Raw genomic sequence first — 12,960 nt, 5'->3', positions numbered from 1 at the left:
ATGAAGTTTCACAACTTATATAGTTTCTTTAAAGGTACTGCACTGCTTTGCGGTGTGGTACTTTTTCCTTTGTCATGTACTACTGTTGCTCAGAAGAATGGTGATGAAGTTGAATATTGGCTTACCAAAGGAGATGAAAACATCAAATTACAGCCCCAGGCTCCCATCAGATTTGTAAATACATCTAATACCCTTCAGAATATTGAAATTGATGATACGCAAAAGTTTCAATATGTTGAGGGTTTCGGATATACATTAACGGGAGGAAGTGTTGAGGTTATTAATCGTTTATCTCCAGGCAAAAGAAAAGCTTTATTGAATGAACTTTTCGGAAGTGGTAAACATTCCATTTCCATCAGTTATCTGAGAGTAAGCATTGGAGCTTCGGACCTTGATGGAGAAGTTTTTTCGTATGATGATCTTCCGGAAGGACAGACGGATGTTTCTCTTTCTAAATTCAGTTTAGCAAAAGACAAGGCTCTGATTGCAATGTTGAAAGAGATTTTAGCTATTAATCCTAAGATTAAAATTATTGCAGCTCCGTGGTCACCTCCGGTTTGGATGAAAGATAACGGAAAATCTAAAGGAGGAAGTTTAAAACCTGAATTTTATGAGACATATGCCCGGTATTTTGTAAAATATATTAAGGAAATGCAGAATGAAGGGATTGTTATTGATGCCGTAACTCCTCAAAATGAACCCTTGCATCCTGGAAATAATCCGAGTATGTACATGCCATCTTATCAACAGAGGGATTTTATTAAAGGGCATTTAGGACCTGCTTTTAAGAACAATAAAATAAAAACCAAGATTGTAATATATGATCATAACTGTAACAAACCTGAGTATGCTCTTGATATTTTAAAAGATCCTGAAGCCTATCAATATATAGATGGATCTGCTTTTCATTTGTATGAAGGGGATATTTCAGCATTGAGTACGGTTCATGATGCATTTCCAGATAAAAACCTATATTTTACCGAACAGTGGACGGGTTCAAAAGGAACTTTCAATGAAGATCTGAACTGGCACACAAAGAATGTGATTATCGGTTCTATGAGAAACTGGAGTAAAACAGCACTGGAGTGGAATCTTGCCAATGACTCAAAGTATACCCCCCACACAGAGGGCGGATGTACGGAATGTAAAGGAGCAATAACCATTTCAGACAGTGAGAGCTTTACCAGAAATGTTGCCTATTATATTGTAGCACACGCCTCTAAGTTTATCCCTTCAGGATCTCAACGTATTGCTTCCACTCAGACCCAATATTTATCGACTGCTGCATTCAGAACTCCCAACGGAAAAACGGTATTGATTGTTCAGAACGATAGTAAAGAAATTGAAATTTTTAATATTAAATTTGCCGGAAAGATCGCTACAGTAAACATTCCTGGGCAATCTGCCGCCACTTATATTTTTTAATCGAATAAGTATGAAGAGAGTTTATTTCTTACTCGCATTCTCAACACTTGGAATGAATGTCTATGGACAGAAAACAACAGATCAGAGAGTTGCAGAACTTTTGTCTAAAATGACACTGGAAGAAAAAGTAGGGCAGATGGTGCAATACAGTGGATTTGAATATGCCACAGGGCCTCAGCATTCTAATTCGGCTGCAGTGCTGGACGAAATTAAAAAGGGGAAAGTGGGCTCTATGCTGAATGTTGCCGGAGCAGAAGAAACCAGAGCATTTCAGAAACTGGCCATGCAGTCCCGATTGAAGATTCCTTTACTTTTTGGACAGGATGTTATCCATGGATATAGGACAACTTTTCCTGTTAACATCGGGCAGGCTGCGAGTTGGGATCTGGGAATGATAGAAAAATCAGAAAGGATTGCAGCTACAGAAGCATCAGCGTATGGCATTCACTGGACTTTTGCCCCGATGGTAGATATTGCCAGAGACCCGAGATGGGGAAGAGTAATGGAGGGGCCAGGAGAAGACACTTATCTGGGAACTCAAATCGGATTGGCAAGAATTAAAGGATTTCAGGGGAAAGGATTAGGAAGCCTTGATGCGGTAATGGCTTGTGCAAAACATTTTGCAGCCTATGGTGCAGCGGTGGGCGGCAGAGATTATAATTCTGTTGACATGAGCCTCAGACAACTGAATGAAACCTATCTTCCACCTTTCAAAGCTGCCGCAGAAGCAGGAGTTGCTACGTTCATGAATTCTTTCAATGATATCAATGGAATTCCGGCCACAGCCAATCAATATATTCAGAGAAATTTACTAAAAGGGAAATGGAATTATAAAGGTTTTGTAGTTTCAGACTGGGGAAGTATCGGGGAAATGATTCCTCACGGATATGCAAAGGATGGCGCTGAGGCTGCTGAAAAAGCAGTACAGGGAGGCAGTGATATGGATATGGAAAGCCGGGTATATATGGCAGAACTTCCTAAACTTGTTAAAGAAGGAAAAGTAGATACTAAACTGGTGGATGATGCTGCAGGAAGAATTTTAACCAAAAAATTCGAGATGGGGCTTTTCGACGATCCTTACCGATTCAGCAATGAGAAAAGACAAAAAGAACAAGTTAATAACCAGGAAAATAGGAAATTCGGAAGGGAGTTCGGATCTAAGAGTATTGTTCTCCTTAAAAATAAAGATAATATCCTTCCCCTTTCAAAAACAGTAAAGACAGTGGCTTTGATTGGTCCATTTGGAAAAGAAACCGTAGCCAATCATGGGTTTTGGTCTATTGCTTTTAAAGATGATCCCCAAAGAATTGTTTCACAGTTTGATGGGATTAAAAATCAATTGGATAAAAATTCTACCTTATTATATGCAAAAGGCTGTAATGTAGATGATCAGGACAAAACAATGTTTGCGGAAGCAGTAGAGACCGCCAGAAAAGCAGATGTGGTGATTATGACTTTAGGAGAGGGACATGCGATGAGTGGTGAAGCAAAAAGCCGAAGTGCTATTGGTTTTTCCGGGGTACAGGAAGATCTTTTGAAAGAAGTTGCCAAAACAGGGAAACCGATTGTTCTCATGATTAATGCAGGAAGGCCTTTGATTTTCAACTGGGCGGCAGACCATATTCCTGCTATTGTTTATACGTGGTGGCTGGGAACGGAAGCAGGAAATTCTATTGCCGATATCCTGTTTGGAACCGTAAACCCAGGAGGAAAGCTTCCAATGACCTTTCCAAGAACTGAAGGACAGATTCCGATGTACTATAATCACTACAATACAGGCAGACCTGCAAAAAACAATACGGATAGAAATTATGTTTCAGCATATATTGATCTTGACAACGACCCGAAATTCCCGTTTGGATTTGGGTTAAGCTATACAGAATTTACCTATTCCGGTATGATTTTAAGTTCTGAAAACCTGAAAGGAGACCAGAAATTAAACATCAGTGTTACTGTTTCCAATACCGGGAAATATGATGGTGAGGAAGTGGTGCAACTTTATATAAGAGATCTTTTTGGGAAAGTAGTAAGACCTGTAAAAGAATTAAAGGGTTTTAAAAAAGTATTTATCAAAAAAGGAGAAGCTAAAAAAGTAGAATTTACACTGACTCCGGAAGATTTGAAATTTTTTGATGATGAACTGAATTTTGACTGGGAGGCAGGTGAATTTGATATTATGGTGGGAACCAATTCTCAGAATGTACAAACAAAAAGAGTGAATTGGGTGAAATAAATATTCTTTTAACCTGACCACAATAAAAAATATAAATGTCTTTAGCCAAAGCTTAATCATCATAACAATATGAAAATTAAATTCCGAAATACCATTCAGTTTTGTATAGCAGGAATATTAGCCTTATCTGTGGCGAATTGTGCTTCAAGCAAAGCAGATTCCAACAGAAAACTGATCTGGAGTGATGAATTTAACGGAAAAGGACTTCCGGATTCATTAAAATGGAATTACGATGTGGGAGGTGGTGGCTATGGAAATGATGAAGCTCAGTTTTATACCAAAAACAGACTGGAAAATGCCAGACTGGAAAACGGAAATCTTGTTATTGAAGCTAAAAAAGAAAATTGGGAAAAGAATAAATATACTTCAGCAAGATTGTTAACCAAGGGAAAATTTTCCTTTCAATATGGAACGGTAGAAGTTCGTGCAAAACTTCCGAAAGGCCGGGGAACATGGCCAGCCATCTGGATGATGAGTGAAAAGATGAAGAAATGGCCTGATGACGGCGAACTTGATATCATGGAACATGTAGGATTTAATCAAGGATATATCCATGCTTCGGTACATACTAAAAAATACAATCATATTCTGGGAACCCAAAAAACGGATACTTTGATGGTAAAGGATGTAAGTGAGAAATTCCATGTGTATAAAGCAGATTGGACCCCGGAAAAAATAGATGTTTACATTGATGATCAGAAAATTTTCACTTATGAAAATAAAGAAAAAGCCTATGAAGCATGGCCTTTTGACCAGCCTTATTTTATCATTTTAAATCTGGCCGTAGGTGGTTTCTGGGGCGGAAAAGAGGGAATAGATGACAGCACCTTTCCACAAAAGTATTATATAGACTATGTAAGGGTCTATCAAAATAAATAATGAAAAAGAGGACATACGGTCCACAAACAAAGAAATCATGAGAAAACTAATCGTAAGTTGTTTTGTAATAGGGATTGCCATCAATGTCAATGCCCAGAATTATTGGAAAAAACATGAAGGAAAAACAGCGAAGGTCATTCTTACCAACTCTAAAGTGAATGAAAGAATGGTAGATAAAGGTCCCGTAAAATTTGAGCAGTTCGGACAGCCAAAGGAAACGGAAGCCTGTATTTTTGTAGCTCCTGGTTTTAAATATCAAAAGCTGATCGGAATTGGAGGGGCTATTACAGATGCATCAGCAGAAACATTCTACAAAATGCCAAAGAACAAGCAAAAAGAAATTCTGGAGGCCTATTTTGGGAAAAACGGATTGGGATACACTGTGGTGCGTACCAATATGAATTCCTGTGACTTCTCCAGCGATTCCTATACCTATGTGGAAGATAACGACACTTCTCTGAAAACTTTCAACGTTGCCCACGATGAAAAGTATAAAATTCCAATGATTAAGGAAGCACAGAAAGCAATAGGAAATAATTTCACCTTTTACTTCTCTCCATGGAGTCCACCAGCCTGGATGAAGTCTAATAAAAGTTTATACAAAGGCGGAAGGCTGGAAAACCAATATTACCAGACCTGGGCAGATTACTATATTAAATTCATCAAAGAATACGAAAAAAGAGGAATTAATGTCTGGGGATTAACTGTTCAGAATGAACCTATGGCAACACAATCCTGGGAATCCTGCATTTATACAGCCGAAGAAGAAGGAGAATTTCTGAAAAACAACCTAGGTCCAACTTTATGGAAAAACGGCTATAAAGATAAAAAAGTAATGATCTGGGATCACAACAGAGACCTGATTTATCAAAGAGCAACTACCACCCTTGGTGACCCTGAAACTTCAAAATATGCCCATGGAATAGGCTATCACTGGTATGAAACCTGGAATAATAAAACCCAATTATTTGATAACCTTGCAGAAACCCACAGAGCTTTCCCAGATAAATTTCTTGCCTTCACGGAAGGCTGTAAAGAACAGTTTGCCATGGATAGAATTTATGATGTAAGCCTAGGTGAACTATACAGTAAAAATATGCTGAACGATTTTAATAAAGGAAATGCTTTGTGGACAGACTGGAATATACTGTTAGATGAGACCGGCGGACCCAACCATAAAGGAAACTTCTGTTTTGCACCCATCATTGCCGATACAAAAACAGGGGAGGTGTTCTATACTTATGAATACTACTACATCGGCCATGTATCAAAATACATCAAACCTAATGCACAAAGGATAGGTTCATCTTCAAACAGAGCGGCATTAACGTCTTCTGCTTTTATGAATGAAAACGGTCAATTGGTTACTGTAATTATGAACGATTCCGATAATGATATCGAAACTAATCTTTGGATTGAAGGCATGGCGGCTAAGGTAAATGCTCCGGCACACTCTATACAGACCGTAATTTTATAACTTCATATTAATATTATTTTAAAAGAATCGGCGGCCTCGAAGAGGCCGCCGATTTGAATTTTATTTCTTGGGTAAGGTGTTTTTTTTATAGTAAGTAGTAAGGTCTTTAAGTATATTTTTCAATAAATTGAAGATCAACAATAGATTGATGTGGAGATTCTTCATTATAATATACAGTTGTACTTTTCTGTATTTTCTTTATAAAGATTGTACTTTGTTTTGAAAAAGGGAGAATGATCTTTTTTAAAAAATCTTTTTTGCCTATTTTATATTTTAATTCTACCAAACTAAATACTTCCTCAGTTTTATTATCAACTATTTCTTTAAATGAAAAAAGAAACTCTTGAAGTATTTCAATATCTTCATTTCTTTGAGAACTTAATTCTGTAATGTCTTTTATTGCTCTTTCAAAATTAATTGTAATAGGAATACCGGTTTTTAGAAGTTTTTCAACCTGAATTTCATTATATTGAAACTCTTTTGTTGGGTTATTTGTATCTCTGAAATATTCATAAATAAAGACAAAAATATAAGGTAGTAAAAGAGGAATGGCTACATAAAGAATTTTAAGACTATCCCCAATTAACCCAAACAAAGTTAATCCTAGTAAAAATAATACTAGAAATAAAAGTTTAAGATAATCATGTTTCTGGGATGGAGTTTTCACTACTTAAATATATCTTTTATTCATAATAATAAAATGTAATATTCTTTTTCTCGCGGAATATTAACTAATATTTAATCTTGAAACTAAAATCAAACAAGAGAGTACGATGGAATGAACACCAGGTAAAATATAGTCCTCTGGATTGCTTAGATCGAAATTAAGTCCATAAACATAAATAAACAAAAACGATAATAAAAATGCAATAATTACAAGAACTAATTTATTACGTGTTATAAATTTAATTATTAACCCTAATAAAATGTATGTTGGAAGGGAAAATACTAAGCTATAAATAAAATAACCAATTTGATTATTCCAGTAAATTTGCTTCCCTTGTATGAATAATTCTATTAGTAGGATAATTATGGTTGTAATAAAAATGGTTAATATCCATAATAGTAAAGTATATAATGTGACGAATAAAAATGATTTTTTGTTCATAGATGAAATTATTTGCTTAATTTATTTTTCATATTCTTTTTCTTGCGGAATATTTCCAATTTGTAATGTAGGTGAAGTCGTAAAATTAGCATTAAAGTTCGCAAATGTTGTTCTAACAATTTCAGGTTCCATAATCTTTCCTGTACCTCCAAGCTTAATAATAAAATCTAAAACATTTTTCATATAAGTATTCCAAGTGTTATTTGCTATCGTTAAATAATCTTTTACTGTATCATCCATATCCCACGCATTTGCTAAGGAGGTTGCTCTTGATGGCCATACTCTATCAAGCGCTCTTGTATATACACGATAACATCCATCCTCGTCTTGGTGGATCCCAAATTGCCTGTGACCTGAGAAAGGTTGAGAATCACTTTTATCTGTGTATATCGTTGTAAACAACCAACACATATCACTAAATTCACTTACAACTACTGCACCATGGTCTACTAATGACTTTGCTTTGAGGTCATTAGAGCCAGCTTCAATATAAAAAATAGGATTTCCTACTTCGCTAAACCATTTTTCGACCTGTTTTTGTACATAATTAAGGTCATTTTCTTTGGGGTAAGGTCTAAATTTCCAATTCCCATTTACAACCATATCTAGCTGTCTTGCAACTATACCATGTCCTTTAAAGTCTAAAGAACCTGCTGATAATGTTAAAAAATTCTGTTTTAAAAGTTTGTACAATTGCATAACCCCTCCTTCTAATTCGGGCATTCTATCTATTCTTACGGAGAAATAATCCATGTTTACAATGGCGCTTTGTTTATCATCATTTCCTCTGATTTTTTGCTGTGTGGCTTCTATTTCTTTTAGAGATAAATTTACTGCTGATGAAACCTGATAATTTAATAAACGTACATAAATTTCTTTTATTACAGGAGGTTTAGGTTCTATATTCAAGTATAACTCTTCATCTTCAGGCAAGTCGACTGTTGCCCAATCATAAGAAACAGACATAAATAATTTTAGCTCACCTATCTCATTGAAATAAGATGACAAAGCATCACTTAGTTGAAACGAAATAACCACTTTATTGCCATTGGCCTTTTCTTCGTTATAAGGTTTTTTAGAATATTCTTCTTCCGGGTCTATTTTATCATTTTTATTTTTGTCTTCCCAGGTAACATACCTAATTTCTTTATCTTTTTGGGGTTCTTTATCTAAATATATTCTTGGCCCATAAACATACATATAGGCAATACTGTACATATTTCCAGTAAACTCATATAAGGAAAAAGTAACTTTTTGTTGCTTCTCTTTAGGAAGGGAAGCTTGTGGAAATTTATCTGTCATTTCAATTTGAAAATAAACTTTATCTCCAACTTTAGCTTTTGTTATTTTTTTATTTCCTTCATAATCTGAACTCCACCATGCTTTTTTAAAATAATGTCCGACAGATGGGGCTTTTTTAGGATTCCCAATATTAGTTCCTTTATCAGCTGTAAAATGACTTCCTTTTCCTGCGTATGCTGTAAATTTTTCTGTATAAACAATCCATTCTTCAGCCTCTATACTATTTTTACCTCCTATTATCCTTGTAATATTTCCACTTGCCATTTCTTAATGATGTTTAGAGTTTTCACCGCTGTTATTATCAAAAGTTCCTTTGGTGTGAATTTCATTTTTATTCTCAGAAGATATTGATTTTTCTTGAGATTGATCATGTACTTTTTTTGCAAACGATTGTCTTTCTCCTTGTGCTACTTCCATTATGTTTTTTGCTACCAAAGAATAGTCTAAAGTTGCATTTTGCATCATCATTCCTCCTGCAAAACTGCTGTGATTCACACCTGCTGTTTCAGAAATATTTATCCCTGCATTAGATGTAATATTCATTCCTGCAATCATACTAATGTTTTCTCCAGCATTGAAAGTCATATTCTTTGGTGCTGTCACTGAAATATTTCCTTGTCCATCCATAAAATAAGTATTACCACTTGGATCAATAATATTTACACTTCCTTCAGCATCATTCATCAAAATACGGATTCCGCTTCTGGTTTGAATGGATTTTAGGTGATTATTGACTCCGCCACCCAGTGCGACATTTCCATGGAACATTCCGCCCATTGCAAAAGGGAAATCTGGATGATGATATTCAAAACCTACCATTACTTGATCTCCAATTTCAGGAATGGCTACAAATCCTCTGTTTTGGCTTATTGCATCTGTTCCTCCTGCATCTGGACTCATCATTCTGATAAAACTTGTTGTGTCATTTAGTTGCCAATCGAATTGTACCTGTATTCTTCCCTGGTTTAAAGGATCAACATTGGAGATGACAGTTGCGATTTGTGGCTCTGCTTTAGGTATTTCAAAATGAGGCTTTGGCATAAAACCTGTTCCTTCAGCAATCGCTTCAAAACTTCCTGTATAGTATCCTCTGGCATCAACTTCGTGACTTACTTCAGTAATCATTAAAGCGGTAAAATGTGAGGTTTGATTGCTGTCAGGTTTCCTCATGGCTAAATCTGCTACACAACCAATATATAGAAATGGAACTGTTGTTTCTCCTGACACGGTAAAAACATCTACTGCCTTACTTCCTCTTGCGCTCTTTTGAGAATCATCCACATCACTAAACATATTGGCATTAATGGGAGTAGGGGTTAATGAACGGGTTTTAAAGATGCTATCATTCAATTCATAAGCTTTGGCTGATAATTCACCTAAATGCTTAATCCGACTATCAACACCTAACATTTTTGTATGACTGCTGCTGTTATAGGCAAAGTATTCAGGCTTTGTATGTACTGCCTTCAGTTCTATTGTTACATCATTTATATTACTGCCGTCAATAAGTTTAATAGACTTTTCATTAGGTGGGAGCTTCCCAAAGTGGAGTACTTCACCGTCATAATAAAACTGTTCTCCATAAGCTTCTGCAATTCTGGCAAGATAGTTATAATGAGTCTCACAATACTGTGCACTGTAGTTGATGTAGCTATTGTTTTGAGTTTCTACTCTAAAATCAAAGTCATTCGTTCCTAATACTTCCTTAATAATCCTGTCTGCAATGATGGAAGTATTAACAGACTGCCCACCCCCAAAACTTTGAGTATGTGGAGCAGAATCCATTAGAATGGTTGGACTGTAGCCTTTGAGTACAATGTTTCCGAGACTCATTTTTTCCTTGCTGAATGATACATTTGTAATAATTCCTACAAATGTTCTCTCTGGGTTTTCGTGTTCTGGATCTTTGTATTTGAACGTTACAGTCAGCCGTTTTCCCATGAACTGCCTTGCTTGTTCAAGATTGTAGTTTTGGGTTTCATTCAAAGAATCATGAGCAAGAATAAGCTCAAAACTATGATGTGTTTTAGCACTCTGTTGTAAACGGAAATGTTTAAAATGATTAATGAGCTTTCCCCCAACCACAATATCAAGCTTAATGACCCGATTGATGCCCGAAATATGGTTCTCAGAAATCTTCTCTGAGTTTGAGATATTTTTTTTCATAAGATCATGTGTGTTTTTAATTATATCACCATATATAGATAAAAACAATGCCAAAATAATTTTTTTTCAGTACTATTTTAAAAATTGTAGTAGAACTATGAGTATATGTTATCAAATAATTTAATAGATATCTTGTAATCTGTCTTTTATTTATATTTGAAATAGTAGATAAATAACAATTTTCAATTGGTCTTTAATAGGAAAGGGCCATAAAACAAAATCGCAACACATCAATAATGAGGTGTTGCGATTCTAACAAGATCGGCGGCCTCGAAGAGGCCGCCGATTTGATTTATCATATATTAAATACTGTTATTCAGTATCATATTTACCAATCACTTTTTGAGTAACTCCCGAGCTGCTGAAACCTCCATCATGGAAAAGATTCTGCATGGTTACTTTTTTAGTAAGATCAGAGAATAAAGTTACACAATAGTCTGCACATTCAAGAGCTGTAGCGTTTCCTAGTGGAGACATATCTTCAGCATAACCAAGGAATCCACCGAAACCTTTTACACCACTACCGGCAGTAGTCATTGTTGGAGACTGAGAAACCGTGTTTACACGTACTTTTCTCTCTCCCCAATAGTTTCCGAAAGTTCTTGCGATACTTTCAAGGTAAGCCTTGTTATCAGACATATCATTGTAATCAGGGAACGTTCTCTGAGCTGCAATATAAGTAAGTGCAAGGATGCTTCCCCACTCATTCATACAGTCTTTTTCCCAAGCCACACGCATTACTTTATGGAAAGAAACCGCTGAAATATCCCAGCCTTTTTCCAACCAATCGTAGTTCATTTCCGTATAATGTTTTCCTTTTCTTACATTGATAGACATTCCGATAGAATGAAGGATAAAGTCGATTTTACCAAATTTTGCAACCGCAGCATCAAAAAGTTTTTCAAGATCTTCGATAGAAGTAGCATCTGCAGCAATCACTTCAGAACCTGTTTTTTCGGCTAAACCATTAAGTTCTCCCATTCTCAAAGCGATAGGAGCGTTAGATAAGATGAATTCTGCACCTTCCTCATGACATCTCTCAGCAACTTTCCATGCGATAGATTGTTCATTAAGGGCTCCAAATATAATTCCCTTTTTGCCTTTAAGTAAACCGTATGACATAATTTTTTAATGTTTATTGAAATACAAATGTAGCAATAATTGTGGTTATGACATAATAAAAATGGAGCCTTATCAATTATAAGGCCCCATTTTCTTGAAAATATTTATATGACTGAAATTTTAATTGGTTTTCTTGTTCCATTCTGCCTTCACATCCTCTGCTGCATCTTTAGTTTTTTCCCAAGCTTCATCTGCTTTATCTTTAATATCTTCCCATGCATCGGATACATTAGCTTTTACCCTGTCTAGCCAGTCTTCCTGTTTGGCTTCTTCGTCATTATTCCGTTTTTCATTAATATAGTCCTTGGCTCTGTCTGCCAATTCATTGATTTTCCATTTGGCATTTTCCGTTGCATTCTGTAAAGAATTTTCTACATTGTTTACTGCATTTTCCGCTTTGTTGTAATCTGAATTGTTCATAATACTATAAATTTGGTTTGGTACTATTGAATAAACAATAACCATTCCTAAATCAAGATGGCTTTGTTAAACTTTTCATAATCTTTTGTTATACTTTTCTAAATCAGTTTACCTTTATCTCTATAATATGAAAATTATGGAAAAAGTACGCTGTGCATGGTGCGAAAAAGATGATCTCTACAAAAAATATCATGATGAAGAGTGGGGGAAACCTGTGTATGATGATGAAACTATATTTGAATTTCTTATTCTGGAAAGCTTTCAGGCAGGTTTGAGCTGGTATACCATTTTGTCTAAAAGAAACAACTTCAGAAAAGCTTTTGACCATTTTGATTATAAAAAAATGGCTGCTTATTCTGACCAGAAAATAGAAGAGTTAATGAATAATGCCGGAATTATCCGAAATAAGCTTAAAATATTAGCTACAATAATCAATGCACAGAAATTTATGGAAGTGCAGACAGAATTCGGAAGCTTTTCAAAATACATGTGGGGATTTATAGATGGAAAACCCATCGATAATAAACCAAAAACTTTATCAGATGTCCCGGCAACAACTGAAATTTCCGATACCATTTCTAAAGATCTTAAGAAAAGAGGATTTAAATTCATGGGTTCAACAGTTATTTATGCTCATATGCAGGCCACGGGTATGGTGAATGATCATATTGAAACTTGTTTCATTAGAAAGTGATAAATTATATTTTATTCAATTTTATGTGATGTTTTTTATTTATTGTGTAAGTGATTTATCTGGTTTATTTGATTTTAATTCACTAAATATTAATGAATAATGTGTTGCGTAAACTATTGTTAATTAGAAGTTTT

Annotated in this window: 10 protein-coding genes; 5 read left to right on the top strand and 5 right to left on the bottom strand. The window is 35.3% G+C overall.

The genetic code is table 11. The features are described 5' to 3' along the window. From M2372_RS11440 to M2372_RS11425, 4 genes are all read left to right on the top strand, one after another. A complete protein-coding gene (locus tag M2372_RS11440) occupies window positions 1-1,425 on the top strand; it encodes a glycoside hydrolase family 30 beta sandwich domain-containing protein (protein WP_123319390.1) in 1,425 nt (474 codons plus the stop codon). A gap of 10 nt (window positions 1,426-1,435) precedes the next feature. Then, entirely contained in the window at window positions 1,436-3,658 is a 2,223-nt protein-coding gene (bglX, locus tag M2372_RS11435; protein ID WP_123319389.1) for a beta-glucosidase BglX, read from the top strand. A gap of 69 nt (window positions 3,659-3,727) precedes the next feature. Beyond that, entirely contained in the window at window positions 3,728-4,537 is an 810-nt protein-coding gene (locus M2372_RS11430; protein WP_123319388.1) for a family 16 glycosylhydrolase, read from the top strand. A gap of 37 nt (window positions 4,538-4,574) precedes the next feature. After that, a complete protein-coding gene (locus M2372_RS11425) occupies window positions 4,575-6,014 on the top strand; it encodes a glycoside hydrolase family 30 beta sandwich domain-containing protein (protein WP_123319387.1) in 1,440 nt (479 codons plus the stop codon). Window positions 6,015-6,120: 106 nt separating this feature from the next. On the opposite strand, the gene M2372_RS11420 is transcribed toward M2372_RS11425, so the two are convergent. The 5 genes from M2372_RS11420 to M2372_RS11400 all read right to left on the bottom strand — a co-directional run bounded on the left by M2372_RS11420 (window position 6,121) and on the right by M2372_RS11400 (window position 12,132). Then, a complete protein-coding gene (locus M2372_RS11420) occupies window positions 6,121-6,681 on the bottom strand; it encodes a hypothetical protein (RefSeq protein WP_148060751.1) in 561 nt (186 codons plus the stop codon). A 462-nt stretch (window positions 6,682-7,143) separates the two neighbouring features. Continuing rightward, a complete protein-coding gene (locus M2372_RS11415; RefSeq protein ID WP_123319385.1) occupies window positions 7,144-8,688 on the bottom strand; it encodes a hypothetical protein in 1,545 nt (514 codons plus the stop codon). Between the two features lie 3 nt (window positions 8,689-8,691). Next, entirely contained in the window at window positions 8,692-10,590 is a 1,899-nt protein-coding gene (locus M2372_RS11410; RefSeq protein WP_123320089.1) for a type VI secretion system Vgr family protein, read from the bottom strand. Between the two features lie 312 nt (window positions 10,591-10,902). After that, window positions 10,903-11,712 carry an enoyl-ACP reductase gene (locus tag M2372_RS11405; RefSeq protein ID WP_089733984.1) on the bottom strand — a complete coding sequence of 270 codons (810 nt, stop codon included), beginning with the start codon at window positions 11,710-11,712 and terminating at the stop codon, window positions 10,903-10,905. 120 nt (window positions 11,713-11,832) lie between these two features. After that, a complete protein-coding gene (locus tag M2372_RS11400; protein WP_115968936.1) occupies window positions 11,833-12,132 on the bottom strand; it encodes a hypothetical protein in 300 nt (99 codons plus the stop codon). A gap of 136 nt (window positions 12,133-12,268) precedes the next feature. Here M2372_RS11400 and M2372_RS11395 point away from each other — a divergent pair, with 136 nt between their 5' ends. Beyond that, window positions 12,269-12,826 carry a DNA-3-methyladenine glycosylase I gene (locus M2372_RS11395; RefSeq protein WP_123320088.1) on the top strand — a complete coding sequence of 186 codons (558 nt, stop codon included), beginning with the start codon at window positions 12,269-12,271 and terminating at the stop codon, window positions 12,824-12,826. Window positions 12,827-12,960: the final 134 nt, after the last annotated feature.

This window comes from Chryseobacterium sp. BIGb0232 (assembly GCF_024810195.1).
GTDB classification, from domain to species: domain Bacteria; phylum Bacteroidota; class Bacteroidia; order Flavobacteriales; family Weeksellaceae; genus Chryseobacterium; species Chryseobacterium pennae.
This window is presented reverse-complemented; position numbering and strand designations above follow the sequence as displayed.

What these genes read in the sequence shown, in the direction of transcription:
- M2372_RS11440 (WP_123319390.1), top strand. Translation starts at nt 1, where the DNA reads ATGAAGTTTCACAACTTATATAGTTTCTTTAAAGGTACTGCACTGCTT.
- bglX (WP_123319389.1), top strand. Translation starts at nt 1,436, where the DNA reads ATGAAGAGAGTTTATTTCTTACTCGCATTCTCAACACTTGGAATGAAT.
- M2372_RS11430 (WP_123319388.1), top strand. Translation starts at nt 3,728, where the DNA reads ATGAAAATTAAATTCCGAAATACCATTCAGTTTTGTATAGCAGGAATA.
- M2372_RS11425 (WP_123319387.1), top strand. Translation starts at nt 4,575, where the DNA reads ATGAGAAAACTAATCGTAAGTTGTTTTGTAATAGGGATTGCCATCAAT.
- M2372_RS11415 (WP_123319385.1), bottom strand. Translation starts at nt 8,688, where the DNA reads ATGGCAAGTGGAAATATTACAAGGATAATAGGAGGTAAAAATAGTATA.
- M2372_RS11410 (WP_123320089.1), bottom strand. Translation starts at nt 10,590, where the DNA reads ATGAAAAAAAATATCTCAAACTCAGAGAAGATTTCTGAGAACCATATT.
- M2372_RS11405 (WP_089733984.1), bottom strand. Translation starts at nt 11,712, where the DNA reads ATGTCATACGGTTTACTTAAAGGCAAAAAGGGAATTATATTTGGAGCC.
- M2372_RS11400 (WP_115968936.1), bottom strand. Translation starts at nt 12,132, where the DNA reads ATGAACAATTCAGATTACAACAAAGCGGAAAATGCAGTAAACAATGTA.
- M2372_RS11395 (WP_123320088.1), top strand. Translation starts at nt 12,269, where the DNA reads ATGGAAAAAGTACGCTGTGCATGGTGCGAAAAAGATGATCTCTACAAA.